We start from the raw sequence: 18939 nt of genomic DNA, 5'->3' as shown, positions 1-18939 counted from the left end.
TTCGTGATTACGTCAGCCCTCCTCCGGGCCACCGTTCTCCTTGTCGTCCGCCGCGCTCTCCTCGGCGTCCTCCGCCTTGACGGTCTGCGCGCCGGGCTGCGGCTCGGCCACGGCCACCCGCGCGGGGCGGATGGTGCGCTCGCCGATGCGATACCCGGGCTGGAGGATCGCCACGCAGGTCGTCTCGGTGACGTCCGGCGCGTAGGAGTGCATCAGGGCCTCGTGGACGGTCGGGTCGAAGGGCTCGCCCTCCTTGCCGAACTGCATCAGGCCCATCTTGGCCGCCACGGTCTCCAGCGACTCGGCGACCGACTTGAAGCCGCCGACCAGCTCGCCGTGTTCCCGCGCGCGGCCGATGTCGTCGAGCACGGGCAGGAGCTCGGTCAGGAGGTTCGCGATGGCGATCTCCTTGACCGCGACCCGGTCGCGCTCGACCCGGCGGCGGTAGTTCTGGAACTCGGCCTGGAGGCGCTGGAGGTCGGCCGTGCGCTCGCCGAGCGCCGTGCGCGTCTGGTCCAACTGGGCCACGAGGGCCGCGTCCTGGCTTGCGTCCCCGGCCGGGGCCGCCTCCTCGGAGGAGGCGGCCTTCGGCTCGGCGTCGTCGGGGGTGGCGCCGGAGGGGACGTCGGGCTTCTCCTCGAAGCCCGGGGTCTCCTCCGTCACGCGGCACCGTCCTTGCGCTCGTCGTCGACGATCTCGGCGTCCACGACGTCGTCGTCGGCCTTGGCGTCACCGGCGTCGGCGGAACCGCCGGCGGCCTGGGCGCCCTGGGCGTCGGCGTACATGGCCTGGCCGAGCTTCTGCGAGACGGCCGCGACCTTCTCGGTGGCCGTGCGGATCTCGGCGCTGTCCTCGCCCTTGAGCTTCTCCTTCAGCTCGGCGACGGCACCCTCGACCTCGGCCTTGATCTCGCCCGGGACCTTGTCCTCGTTGTCCTTGAGGAACTTCTCGGTCTGGTAGACGAGCTGCTCGCCCTGGTTGCGGGTCTCGGCGGCCTCGCGGCGGCGGTGGTCCTCCTCCGCGTACTGCTCGGCCTCCTGGCGCATACGGTCGACCTCGTCCTTCGGCAGCGAGGAGCCGCCGGTGACGGTCATCTTCTGCTCCTTGCCCGTGCCCAGGTCCTTCGCGGTCACGTGCATGATGCCGTTGGCGTCGATGTCGAAGGCGACCTCGATCTGCGGGACGCCGCGCGGCGCCGGGGGCAGACCGGTCAGCTCGAACATGCCGAGCTTCTTGTTGTACGCCGCGATCTCGCGCTCGCCCTGGTAGACCTGGATCTGCACGGACGGCTGGTTGTCCTCGGCCGTCGTGAAGATCTCGGACCGCTTGGTCGGGATCGTGGTGTTGCGCTCGATGAGCTTGGTCATGATGCCGCCCTTGGTCTCGATACCGAGGGACAGCGGGGTGACGTCGAGGAGCAGGACGTCCTTGACCTCGCCCTTGAGGACACCGGCCTGGAGCGCGGCGCCGATGGCGACGACCTCGTCCGGGTTCACGCCCTTGTTGGCGTCCTTGCCGCCGGTCAGCTCCTTGACGAGCTCGGCGACGGCGGGCATACGGGTGGAGCCACCGACGAGGACGACGTGGTCGATCTCGTTGATGGAGACGCCGGCGTCCTTCATGACGTTGAAGAACGGGGTCTTGCAGCGCTCGAGCAGGTCCGCGGTCAGCTGCTGGAACTGGGCGCGGGTGAGCTTCTCGTCCAGGTGCAGCGGGCCCTCGGCGGACGCCGTGATGTAGGGCAGGTTGATCGAGGTCTCGGAGGACGAGGACAGCTCGATCTTGGCCTTCTCGGCGGCCTCGCGGAGGCGCTGGAGGGCCATCTTGTCCTTGGCGAGGTCCACACCGTGGCCGGCCTTGAACTGCTGGACCAGGTAGTCGACGACGCGCTGGTCCCAGTCGTCGCCACCGAGGTGGTTGTCGCCGTTGGTGGCCTTCACCTCGACGACGCCGTCACCGATCTCCAGGAGGGACACGTCGAAGGTGCCGCCACCGAGGTCGAAGACGAGGATGGTCTGGTCGTCCTTGTCGAGGCCGTACGCCAGGGCGGCGGCGGTCGGCTCGTTGACGATGCGCAGGACGTTCAGACCGGCGATCTCGCCGGCCTCCTTCGTCGCCTGACGCTCGGAGTCGTTGAAGTACGCGGGGACGGTGATGACCGCGTCGGTCACCTTCTCGCCCAGGTAGGCCTCGGCGTCCCGCTTCAGCTTCTGCAGGATGAACGCGGAGATCTGCTGGGGGTTGAAGTCCTTGCCGTCCAGCTGGATCTTCCAGTCGGTGCCCATGTGGCGCTTCACCGAGCGGATGGTCCGGTCCACGTTCGTGACCGCCTGGCGCTTGGCGACCTCGCCGACGAGCACCTCACCGTTCTTCGCGAAGGCGACGACGGACGGCGTGGTCCGGGCACCCTCGGCGTTGGTGATGACGGTGGGCTCGCCGCCCTCCAGAACGCTGACGACGGAGTTAGTCGTGCCCAGGTCGATGCCGACCGCACGTGCCATGGTTGATTCCTCCAACTGACTTGAGTGGAACGGACTCAAGCATGACACTCCCACTCCGCTGAGTCAACAGACATGAGTGAACCCGGCTCAACTCTTATCTCGCCCCTACACGCAACGCCCTTCGGGCGGGGGCAAGTCGGGGCGATCTTCCCAGTCGCACGGCGCCGCGAGGGCCCCTTGGGGGGCGTGTTCCCCGAGGCGCGTGGATACGGGGGGCGATGGGGACCGCCACAGGTGCCCCGGAGCGACCCCGGAACCGGACGCGAGAGAGGCTGCGGCGGCCCGGCCACGGGTTCGGCCGCGAGACGACGCGGGCGGTCGAGGCGGCGGCTCGGTGCGGCCAGGGCCGGGGTGCGGCCCTGGCGCGCCGGCGTCGAGGTCACCGGGTGGCCCGGATGCCGGTGCGGACCCGGGGTCGCTCGTGCGGCGGCCCTGTCACCCGGGTGTACCAGTCGGCCGGGGTCGGACCGTTTCCCGCGCGCGCGGGCGCGAGTGGGAGGATTTCACCGCCGTCCCGCCGAACCCCCTGGGCAGGGAAAGGCTAGCCTCAGCGATCCACGTCACCCCGCGGACAGCTGCATCGCGGCGGAAGATGGGGGTAGTCTCAGACGGACTGCATAAGTTACCGCTTAGTAATTTCGAGGCCGCCTCAGGAGCCCCTCATGCAACTCGCCGCGATCATCGTGTCGCTGGTCCTGACCGTGATCGGCGTCGCGCTGCTGGCCCGCGCCATCGGTCAGTTCGTCCGGTACTTCAAACTGGGCCAGCCCGTGCCCGCGGGGACCCGGACCGACAACCCGTACCAGCGCAGCGTGACCCTGGTGCGGGAGTTCCTCGGCCACACCCGGATGAACCGGTGGGGCATCGTCGGCATCGCCCACTGGTTCGTGGCCGTCGGCTTCCTGACGCTGCCGCCCACCCTGGCGCAGGCCTTCGGTCAGCTCTTCAAGGCCGACTGGACGCTGCCGCTGATCGGCGACTTCCTGCCGTTCGAGCTGTACATCGAGTTCATCGGTGTGATGACGACCCTGGGCATCCTGGTGCTCATGGCCATCCGGCTGATGAGCCTGCCGTCCCGCCCCGGCCGCAAGTCCCGCTTCGCGGGCTCCAAGTCCGGCCAGGCGTACTTCGTCGAGTACGTCATCCTCACCATCGGCCTCGCGATCTACACCCTGCGCGGCCTCGAGGGCGCCCTGCACCACGTCGACCACTACGAGGCGGCGTACTTCGCGTCGTATCCCCTGGTCCTCGCGTTCAAGACGCTGAGCGTGACCACCCTGCAGAACCTGGTCTACCTGGTCGCCACGATCAAGATCGGGACCTCGTTCGTCTGGATGATCGTCGTCTCGCTCAACACCAACATGGGCGTCGCCTGGCACCGCTTCCTCGCGTTCCCGAACATCTGGTTCAAGCGCGAGGCCACCGGCGGCACCGCCCTCGGCGCGCTCCAGCCGATGACCTCCGGCGGCAAGCCGATCGACTTCACCGACCCCGGTGACGACGACGTCTTCGGCGTCTCCCAGGTCGAGCAGTTCTCCTGGAAGGGCCTGCTGGACTTCTCCACCTGCACCGAGTGCGGCCGCTGCCAGTCGCAGTGCCCCGCCTGGAACACCGGCAAGCCGCTCTCCCCCAAGCTCCTCATCATGTCCCTGCGCGACCACGCCCACGCCAAGGCGCCGTACCTGCTCGCGGGCGGCGGCAAGACCATGGAGGGCGACGAGAAGGCGAGCGAGGAACAGCTCAAGGACGTCCCCGCCGCCGCCCTCGCCGAGGCCGAGCGCCCGCTCATCGGCACCGCCGAGGAGAACGGCGTCATCGACCCCGACGTCCTGTGGTCCTGCACCACCTGCGGCGCCTGCGTCGAGCAGTGCCCCGTCGACATCGAGCACGTCGACCACATCGTCGACATGCGCCGCTACCAGGTGATGATCGAGTCCGCGTTCCCGTCCGAGGCGGGCACGATGCTCAAGAACCTGGAGAAGAAGGGCAACCCCTGGGGCCTGGCCAAGAAGCAGCGCCTGGAGTGGCTCAAGGAGGTCGACTTCGAGGTCCCGGTCGTCGGCAAGGACATCGAGGACCTGACCGAGGTCGAGTACCTCTACTGGGTCGGCTGCGCCGGCGCCCTGGAGGACCGCGCCAAGAAGACCACCAAGGCCTTCGCGGAGCTGCTGCACATCGCGGGCGTCAAGTTCGCCATCATGGGCGGCGACGAGAAGTGCACCGGTGACTCCGCCCGCCGTCTCGGCAACGAGCCCCTGTTCCAGGAGCTCGGCATGGAGAACGTCATGTCCCTCAACGCCGCCTTCGGCGAGGAGATGGACGACGACGGCAAGGTGATCCCCGAGTCGGCGAAGCCCAGGTCGGCCAAGAAGATCGTCGCCACCTGCCCGCACTGCCTCAACACGCTCGGCAACGAGTACCCGCAGCTCGGCGGCGACTACGAGGTCATCCACCACACCCAGCTGCTCCAGCACCTGGTGGACGAGGGCAAGCTGATCCCGGTCACCCCGGTCGAGGGCCTCATCACGTACCACGACCCCTGCTACCTGGGCCGCCACAACAAGATCTACACGCCCCCGCGCGAGATCATCGGCAAGGTCCCCGGCCTGCGCAACGAGGAGATGCACCGCCACAAGGAGCGCGGCTTCTGCTGCGGCGCCGGCGGCGCGCGGATGTGGATGGAGGAGCGGATCGGCAAGCGCATCAACAACGAGCGCGTCGACGAGGCCCTCTCCCTCAACCCGGACATCGTCTCCACCGCCTGCCCGTTCTGCCTGGTGATGCTGACCGACTCGGTCAACGGCAAGAAGAACGACGGGAAGGCCAAGGAGTCCATCAAGGTCGTGGACGTCGCCCAGCTCCTGCTGGAGTCGGTCAAGACCCCGGTGGACCCGTCCGAGGACGACGAGCCCGCCAACGAGCCGGAGCCCGAGCCGGTTAAGTAGCAACGGCACGACGACGCGGCGGCGCCCCCGGCCAGCAGCTGGCCGGGGGCGCCGTTCGTCTCACCGACGGCGGGAAAGGGCTACGCCTCCTTCGGCGCCGCCTGCTGCACCACCTCGAACGACCACAGCGTCGAGCCCGCCGCCGCGGGGCGGTGCTTCTCGCCGCCCTCGCCGCCGCCGGTCCCCTGGTGGGCCGCCTTCATCGGGCCCTCCATCCACGCCTGGAAGGCCGCGTCGTCGCGCCAGCGGGTGTAGACGAGGTACTGGTCGGTCCCCTCGACCGGCCGCAGCAGCTCGAACCACTCGAAGCCGTCCGAGCTCTCCACCGTGTGGGCCCGCGAGGCGAACCGCTTCTCCAGCACCTCCCGCTGCTCGGCGGGAACGGTCAGTACGTTGATCTTGACTACGCTCATGCCCCCATCCTGCCCCCGCCGCCCCGGCGGCGCGCCCCCGACACCGGGGTCACGGCGACCCCACGGGACCCACAGGCCACGGCAGACCGAGATTTTCCCGAACTCCAGTACAACCCTTACGCCTTCACGCCGGTCTCTTGATCGCCGACCGTCGCGCTCCCCCTCGGGCGGACCGAGGGGGAGCGCGGCGGGCGGCCTCATTCGACTGCGGATGCCCGACCCGGCGTCCCCTGTATGCCGCAGGAGAAACCGCATGTACGCACCTCACAGACTCGCCCTCGCGACGGCCACCGCTGCCGCGCTGACGGGCGGTCTGTTCACCTTCGCCGCCGCACCCGCCTCGGCCGCCGACTCCGTCAAGGTCGCGCACGCCGACTTCAACGGCGACGGCTACGGCGACATCGCCACCGAGGCGGCCGGCGCCTACGTCGGCGGCCTCAAGGCAGCCGGCCAGGTCTCCGTCGTGTACGGCGGCGCCTCCGGCGTCTCCGGCGCCAAGCACGTCACCCTCAGCCAGAACTCCGCGGGCGTCCCCGGCACTTCCGAAGCGGGCGACCTCTTCGGGGAATCGGAGGCGTACGGCGACTTCAACGGCGACGGCTACGACGACCTCGCCGTCGGCGCCCCCAGCGAGAAGGTCGGCTCCGACACCAACGGCGGCACGGTCGCCCTGCTGTGGGGCTCCAAGAGCGGTCTGACCGGCAAGGGCGTCACCCTGGCCGACCCCGCGCCCAGCTCGCACGACCGCTGGGGCCTGACCCTCGCCTCCGGCGACTTCGACGGCGACGGCAGGGCCGACCTGGTCGTCGGCAGCACGTCCAACACTCTCTACCTCTACCGGGGCGGCCTCGACGCCTCCGGCACGGCCCCGAGCCGTACCACCTTCACGGTGCCCATCCAGAAGGGCACCTCCGACTACCCGTACGGCCCGCTGCACCTCGCCGCGGGCGACGTGAACGGCGACGGCCGCAGCGACCTCGTGATCAACGGCTGGGAGAACTCCAGCGACTACGGCTGGAACACCAACTACTGGCTGCCCGGCACCAGCAGCGGCCTGACCTCGTCCTCGGTCAAGACGCTGAAGTCCGGCATCGTCACCGGCATCGGCGACATCAACGGCGACGGCTACGGCGACATCGTCAGCGGTGTCGGCTGGGACGCGGGCAAGCTGGACGACGGCACTCCCATCCCGGACTCCTCCACCGGCGGCCGCGTCAACATCACCTACGGCTCCGCCTCGGGTCCCGCCTCGACCACCGTGATCAACCAGGACACCGGCAACGTCCCCGGCGGCTCCGAGAAGGGCGACGAGTTCGGCTGGGACCTGGACCTCGGCGACGTCAACGGCGACGGCTACCAGGACATCGCGATCGGCAGCCCCTTCGAGGACCTCGGCGGCGTCGCCGACACCGGCCAGGTCACCGTCCTGTACGGCTCCGCGAGCGGTGTGAACACCACCTCCGGCGGCCAGGCCCTCGCCCAGAGCACCGCGGGCGTCCCCGGCAGCGACGAGAAGGCCGACCACTTCGGTCTCGACGTCAAGCTCGACGACGTCAACGGCGACGGCAAGGCCGACCTGGTCGTCGGCTCGGACGAGAACGGCGGCAACGGCTCGCTGACCTACCTGCCCTCCGACGGCACGAAGATCACCGCGACCGGCGCGCACCTCGTCAACGTCGGTGACGTGGGCATCTCCACCGCGGGCACCCCCGAGCTGGGCGGCATCTTCGCGGACTGAGGAGAAGGGCCAAGCCTGAGGAGGACGGCCACGGTGCGGTGACGGCCCTGCGCGGCACCGCCTCCGGCCCGACCGCGGCCGGCCTCCGCCGGGTTCATCGGCGCCCGTGACGTCTCCGTCGCGGGCGCGGTCGGCTTCGGCTGGGAGATCGCCCCGTGACCCGCACCCGTCCGGCACATCCCTGACCGACCCCTGACGGTCCCTTAGGGGATGTCACAGGTCGGCCGCAAAGCCGGTCCCAGCCCCCTGAGCCCGGCCCGCGACCGCCCTGGACCAGGTACGTTCGACGGGTGGCTGGATTCAGGATCGGACGCGGGGACCACGACAATCGCTCCCCGCAGGGACAGGGACATCAGGCGCCGCAGGGCCCGTCGTACGGCGGCGGACCCGCCCCGCGCCACGGACAGCAGGGACCGTCGTACGGCTACCCGCAGGGCGGCCCGGCGTACCCGCAGCAGCAGGCGTACCCCCGGCCGGGACAGCCGGGCCCCGGTGGCCCGTCGTACGGCTACCCGGGCCCGCCCGCCGACGGCCCGGAGTACTTCGGCGACGTCGGCCACCACCCGGGGCCGCGCGCGCCGCACGACCCGTACGCCGCCGACAACCCGGGCCACACGCAGGCGTTCTCGGTCGACGACGCCGCGGGCTACACCCAGGGCGAGACCTACCACGCCGGTGCCGCCGAGCCCTCCGGCCCGATCGGGCCGCCGCTGCACTGGAAGGAACTGCTGAAGGGGATCGTCCTGTCCCCGAACCAGACCTTCCTGCGTATGCGCGACTACACGATGTGGGGCCCCGCCCTCGTCGTCACCTTCCTCTACGGCCTGCTCGCCGTCTTCGGCTTCGATGGCGCCCGCGCGGACGCCATCGGCGCGACGCTGACCAACGCCATCCCGATCGTGCTGGTCACCGCCGTCGCGATGGTGCTCAGCATCTTCGTGCTGAGCGTGGTCACCCACACCCTGGCCCGTCAGCTCGGCGGCAACGGCAACTGGCAGCCGACCGTCGGCCTGTCGATGCTGATCACGTCGCTCACGGACGCGCCCCGGCTCGTCTTCGCGATGTTCGCGGGCGGCGACGCGGGCTTCGTCCAGGCGATCGGCTGGGCGACCTGGCTCGGCGCGGGCGCCCTGCTCACGCTGATGGTGTCCCGCTCCCACGACCTGCCCTGGCCGAAGGCGCTGGGCGCGTCGGCGATCCAGCTCATCGCGCTGCTGTCGATCGTGAAGCTCGGCACGTTCTAGTCCCACACCCGGACACCTGGTCCGACACGCGGACACACGCCCGGGAAATACCCGTATGGCATACACCCGTCCGGCATATGCAGATCCGATATGCCCCTTTATCTCCCGATACGTTGAGGATGCCGCACCGGCCGAGGAGCCGGTGCGTGCCTCTTCTTCGAGACGAATCAGGGAGTGAGTGTGAACGCTCGCTTTGGCGTGACCCGCGCAAAGGCGCTCACGATCGCCGCACTGTCCGCCCTCGCCGCCACGGCCCTCCAGGTACCGGCCACGGCCGCCGGCGGCACCGGGGGCGGAGGCGGCGCGGACCACTGGGGTGTCATCACCCGCAACACCATCGGCTCGCCGGTGGCCGCGCTGCGGGAGGGCCCCTACGGCTCGTTCGGCGTCACCGGCGCGGCCGCCCGTCCGCCCTTCGGCACCGGCAGCCTCGGCATCGAGGTGGCGGACAACTCCACCTCGCTGACCCCGCCCAGCGAGAAGGTGGACTTCGGCAACGAGGTCGACTTCTACGGCCACCCGGTGCTCGGCCTCACCCAGGTCGGCTTCCGCGTGTTCCAGACCGGCGAGAACGTCTCGTACGGCGGCCCGGCGAACCTGCCCAACATCAAGTTCGAGATCAACCCGAACGTCGCGGCCCACCCCGGTGACACCTACTCCACGCTGGTGTGGGTGCCCGGATCGGTCACCACCACCGACCGCTGGAGCGGCTACCTCGACGCCACCACCACCGGCACCTGGTACCTGACAGGCGGCGAGACCGCCTGCACCCAGGCCGCCCCCTGCACGTTCGCGCAGGTCAAGGCATCGCTGAACGACGGCGGCGCGGCACCGCTCATCTACACGGCGGCCGTCGGCAAGGGCCGCGACCACCTGTGGACCGGCGCGGTCGACGGCCTGCGCATCAACAACGACGTCTACGACTTCGAGGCGAACGGCGTGAAGGTGCGCCGCGCCTGACCGAGCCGCACGCGGGTGACGCGGTCCCGGGACGGCCGACGGTCCTCGGCCGGGATCAGAGGGCGTCCTTGGACGGCGTCACCGGCTCGCCCCGCCTGCGCACCGGAGGCAGCACGCTCCACGGGAAGTTGATCCAGGCGTCGGTGCGCTTCCACACGTACTCGCACTTCACGAGCGAGTGCGGCTTCTCGTACACGACGGCGGTGCGCACCTCGGCGACGGTCTCCCGGCAGAAGTCCCGCACCAGCTTGAGCGTCTTGCCGGTGTCGGCGACGTCGTCGGTGATCAGGACCTTCTTGTCGGAGAAGTCGATGACGTTCGGGACGGGCGCCAGCATGACCGGCATCTCGAGGGTGGTGCCGACGCCGGTGTAGAACTCCACGTTGACCAGGTGGATGTTCTTGCACTCCAGGGCGTAGGCGAGACCGCCGGCCACGAAGACGCCGCCGCGGGCGATGCTCAGCACGATGTCCGGCTCGTAGCCGTCGTCCGCGATGGTCTGCGCCAGCTCGCGGACGGCCTCGCCGAAGCGCTCGTAGGTCAGGTTCTCCCGTACGTCGCTCATATCGCCCTCACACCTGGGTCCGATGGAAGTTCAGGTAGGAACGCGAGGCGGTCGGGCCGCGCTGGCCCTGGTACCGGGAGCCGTAGCGCTCGCTGCCGTAGGGGTGCTCGGCCGGCGAGCTGAGCCGGAACATGCAGAGCTGGCCGATCTTCATCCCGGGCCAGAGCTTGATCGGCAGGGTGGCGAGGTTGGACAGCTCCAGCGTCACGTGACCGCTGAAGCCGGGGTCGATGAACCCGGCGGTGGAGTGCGTGACGAGGCCCAGGCGGCCCAGCGAGCTCTTGCCCTCCAGGCGGGAGGCGAGGTCGTCGGGGAGCGTGATGACCTCGTACGTGCTGGCCAGCACGAACTCACCGGGGTGCAGGATGAAGGGCTCGTCCCCCTCGGGCTCTACCAGCCGGGTGAGGTCGGCCTGCTCGACGGAGGGGTCGATGTGGGGGTACCGGTGGTTCTCGAACACCCGGAAGTAGCGGTCGAGCCGCACGTCGATGCTGGACGGCTGCACCATGGATTCGTCGTAGGGATCGATCCGCACCCGCCCGGCGTCGATCTCGGCCCGGATGTCCTTGTCTGAGAGAAGCACGTCCCGAGGATACGCAAGGGGTACGGAGGGCGGACAATCGTGGCGAGCGCGTGCACGGGCGGCTACGCAGCGCGGCCGCCCCCGGAGGTGGGGACGGCCGCGCGCGTCACTCTTCCGTTCTCCGCCCGCTACCGCTTCTCGAGCGTGACCGGTACGACGCTGCGGAGCCGGGCGCACCGCGGGCACCGCACGAGCCGGCCGGGTCCGAGCCGCTCGGCCTGCTGCATCGGGAACGAAGTGGTGCTGAAGACGTGGCCGTCCACGCAGCGGACGACGGTGCGTTCCATCAAGTCCCTCAAGTCCCTTCCCCAGGAGCCTCGTCGGGCCATCAACCCCGACGACAAAAGCCACATTACGGGATGCTCGGGAAGCCCCTCCAGGCGGCACTCCGCCCCACCCGAGCCCTCTCCGAAGGCCCCACCGTACGCCCCAACTCCGCACTCCCGTACCGCCCTGAGCCCCCGACACGCCAAGCACCCCGCACCCCTGGTGGGGGATGGGGTACAGTGAGCGAGCGTTCGGACATCGGCTGCGATTCGGCCGATATGTCCGTCTTACGCGGGTGTAGTTTAATGGTAGAACATCAGCTTCCCAAGCTGAGAGCGCGAGTTCGATTCTCGTCACCCGCTCCATGACAAAGGCCCAGGTCATCGACCCGGGCCTTTTTGCTGTTCGGCATCTCTCAGTCGTCGCGTGCCACATCCGTGCCAGAAGCTTGATCCTTCGGCTTGCGTGCCCCAGCCTGGCGAGCCTTCCGCACGCTCCGGTCGAGCATCCCCGCGACCTCCTGTTGCCGCGCATCCTCGGAGTGCTGGTAGCGCATCGCAGCCTTCTCGGACGACTGCCCGGCCCGTGTCATCGTGTCCTTGAGCGTGGCGCCCGAACGGGTCGAGAGGGTGTGCCCCGTGTGCCGGAGATCGTAGAAGCGGAAGTTGCTCGGGAGCCCGACCACCGCGCGAGCCTTGCGCCAGTACCGGCCGAAGGTGCTGCGACGGAAGGGCGCACCGCGCTCCCCGACGAAGACCAACCCATCGGGCCCGTCTTCCGCGAACGACTCCATGTGCCAGCGCACCTCCCGCTCAAGGAACGATGGCAGATGGATCGTGCGGACGCCCGCTTCCGACTTGGTCTCGCCGGGGGCGCGTCGCCCGTTCGTCCGCTCGGGTTCGGCAACCCGGATGGTGACCTTCAAAGCATCGAGATCGACATCACGGCGGCGGAGACCCGCCAACTCTTCCGGCCTGGTCGGCCCGTACGCCCCGAGGTAGACCATGAGGCGCCACCGCACACCGATGGCGTCGGCCAGGGCATCGACTTGGGCGACGGTCGCGATGGGGCGTTCCTTCGCCTTCTCGGCCCCCGCGCCCTTGATCCGGCAGGGGTTGCGACGGATCAGCTCGTCGTCGACTGCGGTCTCCATGACCGCCTTGAGCAGCCGATACGCCTTCGCGGTCGCGGTCTTCGCGCCAGTGCGGAGCCGTTCTGTACGCCAGGCCCGAACACGGGGAGAGGTGATCTCGTCCAGGTTGTCGTCACCGAAGGTCGGCAGGAGGTGCGCGTCGAGGAGGTAGCGGTACAGGTCGACCGTGAGGACGCCGAGTTCTCGATCCTCAACCCACTTGTCGGCGAAGACACGGAAGTTGACCGCGCCTGCCTCAGGGTCTCGCCAATCACCCTTGCGGACCTCCGTTTGCTTCTCGGCAAGCCAGTCGTCCGCCTCGGACATCGTCGCGAAAGTCCGAGGCGCCGGACGCATCACACCATCCGGGCCGGGATACCGGGCCTGGAACCGGCCGGAGGGAAGCCGCCTGATCGCACCGAAGCGGCGACGCCGCCCCCTGTTGTTCGCCATCAGGCCGCCCTCCTCACCGGGACGGTGCGCGAGGCGATGTACTGCTTGACCACCGATTCCGCGATGAAGACCCTCCGGCGGTCCTTGACGTACTCGATCCGCCGTTCCTCGATCAGGCGCCGTACGTAGCGCTCGCCTCCGAGCACGTCAGCGACCTCCCGCACAGTGAGCAATCGGTCCATGGTCACCACTCCCCCTCGGCGTGTAGGTCGGGCGCGTTGTGCAGTTCCTCGCGGGCGGCTTCGCGGTTGTGCTGGATGTCGCGGCGGATGTTGGCGGCGAGCCAGGATTCGCCGGGGGTGTGGCCGTGTCCGGCGTAGGCCCAGTGCGCGAGCGTGAGGGTGGTGGCTTCTTCGTCGTCGGGGTCGGGCAGGCCGAGGGCGGCGCGTTGCTGGCTCGCGCGGTAGTCGGCGCGGACCTGGCGGAGGGCGCCGAGGGTGGTGGAGTAGCGGCGGGACTTGGTGGAGAAGTGGCCGCGGAAGCCGAGCATGTGGGCCCAGTCGCGCAGCTTGCGGTCGGGGTAGAGCGGGTGGAGGTCGAGGCAGGCGGCGATGAGCCGGGCCGGGTGCTCGGGCACGTCGAGCAGGGCGAGGGCTTCTTTGTTGCCGATGCGTCGGTCCACGGTGCCGGTGGTTTCGGCGGCTTTGGTGGCGTACTTGGCGACGTAGGAGGCCACGGCCTGTTCTGTGATCTCTGAGCCGTCTCCGAAGGCGCGGATGGGGCGCACGTCGATCTGCTCGCCCCACCGGAGAGTGCGGGCGGGCTGGTTCCCGGCGGGGTCCACGTCGACGGCTACGCGGGCGGCGGCGGCGCGGATCGCGGCGTCGAGCAGGTCACCGGTCGCCCAGGGCGGGGGCGGGCTGTCAGGGCCGTCCGGTCCGTCGAAGCGGATCACGGCGTGGAAGTGCACGGCGCCGCGTTTCTGGTACTCCGCGACCTTGCCGAAGGAGATCCGGGACTCTTCCTTGGCGGCTTTCTGGGTGAGCCCGGCGGCGCGGGCGATCTCGCGGCGGAGGTAGATCGTGAAGTAGCGCCACAGGTCGGAGGCGTGGTTGTTCCACAGCACCGCGCCCGGGTAGTCGTACGTCTCTGGGTCGAGCGGGGTACCCAGCTCCGGGGCGTCCTCGGCGTGCCGGGTGCCGCAGCGGCAGGGCCGGTTGCCGGGGCGGTTGTGGACCGGGCCGAACGACGGGGCGGTGAGGGTGGCGAACACCCGCGGGTGGTCGCGGATGGTGTGCGGGGTGCCCTTGTCCGGGTCTCCGACGAGCCCGGCGCGGATCAGGTGGTAGGTGTCCCCGGCGTAGGTCCAGGCGCAGGAGGGGCAGCGGGAGGCGCGCCGGTTGCCGCAGGCGATGCGGAGCCGTCCGCCGGGCTCGGTGTCGGTCGAGTAGTGGTGCAGGACGTGCCCGGTTGAGGCGTCGCGGGTGACGGTCAAGCCCTGGAGGTGGATGGGATCGGTGCAGCCGCCGGTGCGGCGGATCTGGTCTTGGATGCGGTCGAAGCCGGGAGACCCGGCCAGCCTCAGCACGTCAGCGAGGGTGGCCGGGTCCAGGCCCGCCGGAGAGGCGGTGTCGATCACTTACCGCCCTCCCCGTCAGCGTGGGTGTCGATCCACTGCTCGGCGCACACCTTGTGGACGGGCTTGCCCTTGTCGGAGCGGAGCGGTGTCGGCTTGTCGCAGAGGACGCACGGCTTGTCGCCGGTCGGGTCGTAGTGCTCGGGCGAGCGCCAGTCGAGGAGAGCCACGGCGGTCACCGCCCGGCGCGAACGAGGCCGGCGGCGGGGGCGCGGTGGCCGGTGCCCTGGCAGGCGGGGCAGTCGACGCGGACCAGGACGCGGCTGCCGTCGGGGTGGCGGGTGCCGGTGGTGATGGCGACGGAGGCGAAGCCGTCACAGTCACGGCACAGGCGCGGGGCAGGGGTGTGCTGGGGCATGATGGGGCTTCCCTTTCGGGTCCTTTGGATCTGGAAGGTGGGAAGGCGCCCGGAGCGGACGAAGTTTGGCGACCGAGGCCGCTCCGGGAGCCGTTCAGCGGTGGTTGTGCGAGTCCTTGACGAGCGAGCGCAGGACGACGGCGCAGATGGCGACGGAGACGCCGGTGATGGCGACCGCCAGGAGCATGGAGACCAGCACGGCGCCGACGACGAGGACCACGGCGGTGCCGCCTCCGACGAGCGCCAGGGTGCTGCCGGGGGTGAGCTGAACCACCGGCCGGTTCAACGCCGGAGCCGGGGCCACCGGGACCGGGGTCGACGTGATGGTGGCCGGGGTGTCCGCGGCGGTCGCGGGCGCCGGGGCGGGCACGGCCGGGGCGGTGTCGGTGGGCGGGTATTTCGGAGTGAACATCGGATCTGTCCTCCTGTCAGGGGTTGCAGCGGTGGGCGCGGGCGGCGAGTTCGGCGGCGGCGCGGTCGGCGTAGTCGGTGGAGAAGCCGCAGCCGGGCGCGGAGCAGGCGGCGGTGTGGCGGGTGCGGCCCCGGCCGTCGTGGTAGGTGGCGACGGTGACCGGGCCGAAGCGGCGCACGTCACGGAACCTGCGATACACACTCATTGATCAACCTCCTTCCGGATCAGGCGAGTTGGAGTTGCGCAGCGATCGCTTGGCAGGTCGGGGCGGGCAGCCCGAGCCGGGCGGTGAGCGCGTCGGCGGTGATCGGCTCGCCGGTCGACTTGCGGTGGGCGTCCGCGATGGAGCGCGCGTGGTCGAGCAGGGCCGCCGGGACCGTAGGAACCGGAGCGGGCTGCTTGACCGAAGCCGGAGCCAACTCCGCATGAGCGGGCACGGGTGCCGGGGCCGGGGTGGTGTCGGTGCGGTGCATCTCGACTTCCGGCGCCTCCGGCTCGGGGTCCTTCTCTGACGCGTCCGGTCGGGGTGCGTGGACCAGGAGGGTTCCGCCGAGGAAGGCGAGCGCGGGCCACCCGGCGACGAGGATGCGCAGCCAGGGAGGCACCTGGTCGAGATCGAGCAGGCCCGCGGTGGCGACGTTCGCGCCGAGCGAGGCGGTGAGCGCGATGGCGAACCAGGTCCACGAGGACCGGTCCCGTCCCGCGCGCAGCCGACGCCAGGCGGCCACCAACAGCAGGTCGACGGAGACGGGGTAGGCCCACGCCTTCCACCCGGACTGCCCGGCAGCAGCGGCCAGATCATGCAGGTGAGCGAAGGACAGCGCCCCGGCGATCACGGCTTGGATCAGCACGGCGTCGAGTCGGATCGAGCGGTTCACGGCGATCACTCCCCGTCCAACGCTTCGCCGGAGCCCAGGCAGGACAGGCAGAGCGCGGCCTGACGGTCATCGGTGGCGCGGCCCTTGCGGGCGCCGACGCGAACGGTCTCCGTGACCTCACCCCCGCCATCGCAGTCGAGGCAGGGGATCGGCTTCGGCGGGATCTTCTTGCGCGTGGCCATAACGGGCTCCCCCCTTCTCAGTCCGTGACCGGGACCGGCTTGACCAGCGACGGACCCGGCTCCGGGACGGTCGCGGGCACGTGCGGGCGGTACGGGTCGAGGGCGGGAAGGTCCGGGACCAGGTGGGCGAACTCCCGGCACACGGCCGCTGCTTCGGCGCGCGAGGTGTGGGGGGTGCGGATCTTCGTCCAACCGCCCGAGGTGTCCGCCGCTACGGCGGTGCCGGGACGCTCCGCGGGGATCAGACCGGCCGCTATGACCGCATCGGGGGCGACATCCGCGAGACCCATTTCGGCGGTCTGCTTGTCGTTGACCCGGTGCACCACACGGCCGGTGAGCTGGGCTCGGAGCATGGTCGCGCCGCGTCCGAGTTCGGAACCGAAGCGCTGCCCGCACACCTCCAGGTAGATCCCAACCGCGCGCGCCATCTGCGCGAGCCGGATCAGGGCGGTGACGATCCGTTCCCGGCGCTCCTCATCCTTCTTGGAGGAGAGCAGGAACAGCTCCGCCACCTCGTCCACGAGGACGACGACGGGCACCGGCCGTAACGCGGTCGGGAGGTCCCACACGTCGGAGACGCCGTGCAGGCTCAGCAGGTCGAACCGGGATTCCATCTCCGCCACGAGCACATCCAGCAGCGAGGCGGAATCGTCCGGGGTCGTGGCCAGCGCGGACAGGCGGGGCGCGTACGCGGACTGCTCGACGCCGCGCTTGCAGTCGATCCCCACCAGGGCCACCGGCAGCTTCGCCAGACCGCTGATGAGGTTGCGCTGGTAGACCGACTTCCCCGAGTTGTTCGCCCCGAGGGTGAGCGCCATGGGCACCTTGCGGTAGTCCCGCACGAACGCGGTCCCGTCCTCCCGCAGCGCCACCGGAACCGCCAACCCCTCGGCCCGGGCCCCGCGCGGCATCCGGACCCGGCGCAGCACGTCGTAGCCGGTCATCCGCAGCTCGACGTGGCCGGGCTTGGTCTCCGCGACGGTCACTGAGTGCACACCCCAGGCGTGGCGCAGCCGCTCTGAGGCGGCCACCAGGTCGGCCGGTTCGAGACCGGCGGGCAGGCGCAGGGTCACCCGCAGCCCGGTCGAGGTCCCCCGGACCCGGCGCACCTTCGGCGGGACCGGCAGCACCTCACGGTGGGCGACGTTCCGGGCCAGGAACGCCCGCAGGCGGGACGGCTGAACCGTCAGCCCGCACACGTCCATCGTGGACCGGTAGGAGATCGTGAACCGGCCCCAGGTGACCGGCAGTCCGACCAGCGACCAGTACACGCGGGGCGCGTACACCTTCGCGTACCCGAGACCGCCAGCGCCCGCGAGGACACCGGTGGTCTCCAGCACCGTGGACAGGTCGGTCATGGTCAGACCGCCGGGGTGATCGCGACCGCGCGGAACGAGATCCCGTGCCGCTTCTGCCCGTTGAACTCGTTCTCCCAGTCCCGCGCCTTCAGCCCCACGACCCGCACCGGGGTACCCGGCGTCAGACCCTCCTGGTAGCCGGTCTCCGGGATGGTGACCTGGTAGAGGTTGCCCTCTCCCTCGTCGGAGACCAGCAGACCCACCGTCGAGAGCGGGGCCCCGGTCTCCCGGTCCATCGCGCGCTCACCGGTCTTGGCGTTGGCCAGCTTCGGCGTCGGCGCGGTCGCCACGAACACCACAGCGGTCGAAAGGTCGATCTTGAACGACGGCATACAGCACATCCCTCGCTCTGGGAGGCCACCCTTCGCGGCCTCTCTAGACATCTTCAGCTTGAGGCTGCCTGTCTAGAGATGTCAAGTGGGATGTATAGAGATGTTGGTTGGCCTCGATCGCGGTCACACGCAAAGAGCAGACGGCCTAGCTATGGCCTAGGCTGTCTAGAGAAGAGAGGAGGGCTCCGGAATGGCCAACACCGACGACGACCGTCGGCCGAAGTACCAGCGGATCGCGGACACCCTGCGGGAGGCGATCCAGTCGGGCGAGTACGGTCCGGGTGATCGGCTTCCGGGGGAGAACGAGTTGATGGCTGCGCACGGCGTGGCCCGCATGACCGCCCGGCAGGCGCTGAGCGTGCTCCGTGACGAGGGCGTGGCCGAGGCCCGCAAGGGCGCCGGTGTGTTCGTCCGAGCCTTCCGCCCGCTCCGGCGTCGAGGTATCCAACGACTGTCACAGGAGCAGTGGGGCAGTGGTCGGTCCATCTGGTCTGCGGATATCGAGAACCGCGCGCTGGAAGTTGACCAGGTCACCGTGTCCGAGGAGACGGCTCCGGACCACATCAGCGCCGTCCTGGATCTGAACGACGACGACACGGTGTGCGTCAGGCGTCGGCGCTTCGTCCTTGACGACAAGGCCGTGCTGTTGGCCACCAGCTATCTGCCCATGTCGGTGGTTGCCGGGTCTGCGATCACTCAGGAGGACACCGGTCCGGGTGGCACGTATGCCAGGCTTGCCGAACTCGGGCACAAGCCGGTGCACTTCCGCGAGGAGATCCGCTCCCGGATGCCGTCGAAGGACGAGGCCGCACGGCTGAGCATGTCCGCGGGTACTCCGGTCATCCTCATCTGTCGTACCGCGTTCGCGGATGAAGGGCGCCCCGTCGAGATCAACGAAATGACGTTGGACGCTGCCTCGTACATCCTGGAGTACGACTTCGACGCGTGAGCCAACGCGGGCTGTTACAGGTTTCTCTACCTCATCAAGCCCCGGCTCCGCTCCGCTCCGCCGGGCGCGCTCCCGGCTCCGCCGCGGGCGGCG

At 70.0% G+C, this 18939-nt stretch carries 22 protein-coding genes and 1 tRNA gene; 6 read left to right on the top strand and 17 right to left on the bottom strand.

From position 1 onward, the window contains the following. Positions 1 to 12 precede the first annotated feature (12 nt). On the bottom strand, positions 13 to 663 hold the full coding sequence (gene grpE, locus ACWEEU_RS03355; RefSeq protein WP_385750041.1) for a nucleotide exchange factor GrpE: 651 nt from the start codon (positions 661 to 663) through the stop codon (positions 13 to 15). Next, entirely contained in the window at positions 660 to 2501 is a 1842-nt protein-coding gene (gene dnaK, locus ACWEEU_RS03350; protein WP_451727953.1) for a molecular chaperone DnaK, read from the bottom strand. Before dnaK ends, grpE begins: the two co-directional genes overlap by 4 nt. Before the next feature lie 662 nt (positions 2502 to 3163). On the opposite strand from dnaK, the gene ACWEEU_RS03345 reads away from it, so the two are divergent. After that, complete coding sequence (locus ACWEEU_RS03345) at positions 3164 to 5446, top strand: (Fe-S)-binding protein (protein WP_385750037.1); 2283 nt, start codon at positions 3164 to 3166, stop codon at positions 5444 to 5446. Between the two features lie 80 nt (positions 5447 to 5526). On the opposite strand, the gene ACWEEU_RS03340 is transcribed toward ACWEEU_RS03345, so the two are convergent. Next, a complete protein-coding gene (locus ACWEEU_RS03340) occupies positions 5527 to 5859 on the bottom strand; it encodes an antibiotic biosynthesis monooxygenase family protein (RefSeq protein WP_385750035.1) in 333 nt (110 codons plus the stop codon). Between the two features lie 253 nt (positions 5860 to 6112). Here ACWEEU_RS03340 and ACWEEU_RS03335 point away from each other — a divergent pair, with 253 nt between their 5' ends. From ACWEEU_RS03335 to ACWEEU_RS03325, 3 genes are all read left to right on the top strand, one after another. Further along, positions 6113 to 7597: an FG-GAP and VCBS repeat-containing protein gene (locus ACWEEU_RS03335; protein WP_385745731.1), complete on the top strand. Its 1485-nt coding sequence runs from the start codon at positions 6113 to 6115 to the stop codon at positions 7595 to 7597. A 290-nt stretch (positions 7598 to 7887) separates the two neighbouring features. Next, positions 7888 to 8841, top strand: coding sequence for a Yip1 family protein (locus ACWEEU_RS03330; protein ID WP_451727948.1), 954 nt, complete (start codon positions 7888 to 7890; stop codon positions 8839 to 8841). Between the two features lie 198 nt (positions 8842 to 9039). Then, on the top strand, positions 9040 to 9801 hold the full coding sequence (locus ACWEEU_RS03325; protein WP_385745735.1) for a hypothetical protein: 762 nt from the start codon (positions 9040 to 9042) through the stop codon (positions 9799 to 9801). Positions 9802 to 9856: 55 nt separating this feature from the next. Here ACWEEU_RS03325 and ACWEEU_RS03320 read toward each other — a convergent pair whose 3' ends face one another. The 3 genes from ACWEEU_RS03320 to ACWEEU_RS03310 all read right to left on the bottom strand — a co-directional run bounded on the left by ACWEEU_RS03320 (position 9857) and on the right by ACWEEU_RS03310 (position 11248). After that, positions 9857 to 10366: a phosphoribosyltransferase gene (locus tag ACWEEU_RS03320; protein WP_385745737.1), complete on the bottom strand. Its 510-nt coding sequence runs from the start codon at positions 10364 to 10366 to the stop codon at positions 9857 to 9859. A 7-nt stretch (positions 10367 to 10373) separates the two neighbouring features. Beyond that, positions 10374 to 10949: a dCTP deaminase gene (dcd, locus tag ACWEEU_RS03315; protein ID WP_201820314.1), complete on the bottom strand. Its 576-nt coding sequence runs from the start codon at positions 10947 to 10949 to the stop codon at positions 10374 to 10376. A 128-nt stretch (positions 10950 to 11077) separates the two neighbouring features. Then, positions 11078 to 11248 carry a hypothetical protein gene (locus ACWEEU_RS03310; RefSeq protein ID WP_199581872.1) on the bottom strand — a complete coding sequence of 57 codons (171 nt, stop codon included), beginning with the start codon at positions 11246 to 11248 and terminating at the stop codon, positions 11078 to 11080. Between the two features lie 259 nt (positions 11249 to 11507). On the opposite strand from ACWEEU_RS03310, the gene ACWEEU_RS03305 reads away from it, so the two are divergent. After that, positions 11508 to 11581, top strand: a tRNA-Gly gene (locus tag ACWEEU_RS03305). 50 nt (positions 11582 to 11631) lie between these two features. Here the strand turns inward: ACWEEU_RS03305 and ACWEEU_RS03300 are convergent. The 11 genes from ACWEEU_RS03300 to ACWEEU_RS03250 all read right to left on the bottom strand — a co-directional run bounded on the left by ACWEEU_RS03300 (position 11632) and on the right by ACWEEU_RS03250 (position 17897). Continuing rightward, positions 11632 to 12801, bottom strand: a complete 1170-nt coding sequence (locus ACWEEU_RS03300) for a tyrosine-type recombinase/integrase (RefSeq protein ID WP_451727943.1) — start codon at positions 12799 to 12801, stop codon at positions 11632 to 11634. Continuing rightward, on the bottom strand, positions 12801 to 12983 hold the full coding sequence (locus tag ACWEEU_RS03295; protein ID WP_361778352.1) for a helix-turn-helix domain-containing protein: 183 nt from the start codon (positions 12981 to 12983) through the stop codon (positions 12801 to 12803). Before ACWEEU_RS03295 ends, ACWEEU_RS03300 begins: the two co-directional genes overlap by 1 nt. A 2-nt stretch (positions 12984 to 12985) precedes the next feature. After that, positions 12986 to 14380 (bottom strand): replication initiator protein RepSA, encoded by a 1395-nt coding sequence (gene repSA / locus ACWEEU_RS03290; RefSeq protein ID WP_451727940.1) that lies wholly within the window; start codon positions 14378 to 14380, stop codon positions 12986 to 12988. Further along, positions 14377 to 14547: a hypothetical protein gene (locus ACWEEU_RS03285; protein WP_451727937.1), complete on the bottom strand. Its 171-nt coding sequence runs from the start codon at positions 14545 to 14547 to the stop codon at positions 14377 to 14379. The genes repSA and ACWEEU_RS03285 overlap by 4 nt, the downstream gene beginning before the upstream one ends. A gap of 5 nt (positions 14548 to 14552) precedes the next feature. Beyond that, positions 14553 to 14735, bottom strand: coding sequence for a hypothetical protein (locus tag ACWEEU_RS03280; RefSeq protein ID WP_451727934.1), 183 nt, complete (start codon positions 14733 to 14735; stop codon positions 14553 to 14555). 94 nt (positions 14736 to 14829) lie between these two features. Continuing rightward, positions 14830 to 15147 carry a SpdD protein gene (locus tag ACWEEU_RS03275; RefSeq protein WP_451727931.1) on the bottom strand — a complete coding sequence of 106 codons (318 nt, stop codon included), beginning with the start codon at positions 15145 to 15147 and terminating at the stop codon, positions 14830 to 14832. 16 nt (positions 15148 to 15163) lie between these two features. Continuing rightward, positions 15164 to 15352, bottom strand: a complete 189-nt coding sequence (locus ACWEEU_RS03270; RefSeq protein ID WP_451727928.1) for a mobile element transfer protein — start codon at positions 15350 to 15352, stop codon at positions 15164 to 15166. Positions 15353 to 15371: 19 nt separating this feature from the next. After that, positions 15372 to 16025 (bottom strand): DUF2637 domain-containing protein, encoded by a 654-nt coding sequence (locus ACWEEU_RS03265; protein ID WP_451727925.1) that lies wholly within the window; start codon positions 16023 to 16025, stop codon positions 15372 to 15374. 5 nt (positions 16026 to 16030) lie between these two features. Further along, positions 16031 to 16207 (bottom strand): hypothetical protein, encoded by a 177-nt coding sequence (locus tag ACWEEU_RS03260; RefSeq protein WP_451727922.1) that lies wholly within the window; start codon positions 16205 to 16207, stop codon positions 16031 to 16033. A 17-nt stretch (positions 16208 to 16224) separates the two neighbouring features. Then, positions 16225 to 17565 (bottom strand): FtsK/SpoIIIE domain-containing protein, encoded by a 1341-nt coding sequence (locus ACWEEU_RS03255; RefSeq protein WP_451727919.1) that lies wholly within the window; start codon positions 17563 to 17565, stop codon positions 16225 to 16227. 2 nt (positions 17566 to 17567) lie between these two features. Then, on the bottom strand, positions 17568 to 17897 hold the full coding sequence (locus ACWEEU_RS03250; protein ID WP_451727916.1) for an SCO3933 family regulatory protein: 330 nt from the start codon (positions 17895 to 17897) through the stop codon (positions 17568 to 17570). Positions 17898 to 18087: 190 nt separating this feature from the next. Here ACWEEU_RS03250 and ACWEEU_RS03245 point away from each other — a divergent pair, with 190 nt between their 5' ends. Continuing rightward, the gene (locus ACWEEU_RS03245) at positions 18088 to 18846 is read left to right on the top strand and encodes a GntR family transcriptional regulator (protein ID WP_451727913.1); all 759 of its coding nucleotides are present in this window, start codon (positions 18088 to 18090) and stop codon (positions 18844 to 18846) included. Positions 18847 to 18939: the final 93 nt, after the last annotated feature.

The sequence above is a fragment of the Streptomyces sp. NPDC005004 genome, from assembly GCF_053600675.1.
The sequence above is the reverse complement of the archived record's forward strand: the minus strand, read 5'-3'. Positions and strand labels throughout refer to the sequence as shown.

What these genes read in the sequence shown, in the direction of transcription:
- ACWEEU_RS03300 (WP_451727943.1), bottom strand. Translation starts at nt 12,801, where the DNA reads ATGGCGAACAACAGGGGGCGGCGTCGCCGCTTCGGTGCGATCAGGCGG.
- ACWEEU_RS03255 (WP_451727919.1), bottom strand. Translation starts at nt 17,565, where the DNA reads ATGACCGACCTGTCCACGGTGCTGGAGACCACCGGTGTCCTCGCGGGC.
- ACWEEU_RS03340 (WP_385750035.1), bottom strand. Translation starts at nt 5,859, where the DNA reads ATGAGCGTAGTCAAGATCAACGTACTGACCGTTCCCGCCGAGCAGCGG.
- ACWEEU_RS03335 (WP_385745731.1), top strand. Translation starts at nt 6,113, where the DNA reads ATGTACGCACCTCACAGACTCGCCCTCGCGACGGCCACCGCTGCCGCG.
- ACWEEU_RS03275 (WP_451727931.1), bottom strand. Translation starts at nt 15,147, where the DNA reads ATGTTCACTCCGAAATACCCGCCCACCGACACCGCCCCGGCCGTGCCC.
- ACWEEU_RS03270 (WP_451727928.1), bottom strand. Translation starts at nt 15,352, where the DNA reads ATGAGTGTGTATCGCAGGTTCCGTGACGTGCGCCGCTTCGGCCCGGTC.
- ACWEEU_RS03245 (WP_451727913.1), top strand. Translation starts at nt 18,088, where the DNA reads ATGGCCAACACCGACGACGACCGTCGGCCGAAGTACCAGCGGATCGCG.
- ACWEEU_RS03280 (WP_451727934.1), bottom strand. Translation starts at nt 14,735, where the DNA reads ATGCCCCAGCACACCCCTGCCCCGCGCCTGTGCCGTGACTGTGACGGC.
- ACWEEU_RS03320 (WP_385745737.1), bottom strand. Translation starts at nt 10,366, where the DNA reads ATGAGCGACGTACGGGAGAACCTGACCTACGAGCGCTTCGGCGAGGCC.
- ACWEEU_RS03260 (WP_451727922.1), bottom strand. Translation starts at nt 16,207, where the DNA reads ATGGCCACGCGCAAGAAGATCCCGCCGAAGCCGATCCCCTGCCTCGAC.
- ACWEEU_RS03295 (WP_361778352.1), bottom strand. Translation starts at nt 12,983, where the DNA reads ATGGACCGATTGCTCACTGTGCGGGAGGTCGCTGACGTGCTCGGAGGC.
- dnaK (WP_451727953.1), bottom strand. Translation starts at nt 2,501, where the DNA reads ATGGCACGTGCGGTCGGCATCGACCTGGGCACGACTAACTCCGTCGTC.
- ACWEEU_RS03345 (WP_385750037.1), top strand. Translation starts at nt 3,164, where the DNA reads ATGCAACTCGCCGCGATCATCGTGTCGCTGGTCCTGACCGTGATCGGC.
- ACWEEU_RS03250 (WP_451727916.1), bottom strand. Translation starts at nt 17,897, where the DNA reads ATGCCGTCGTTCAAGATCGACCTTTCGACCGCTGTGGTGTTCGTGGCG.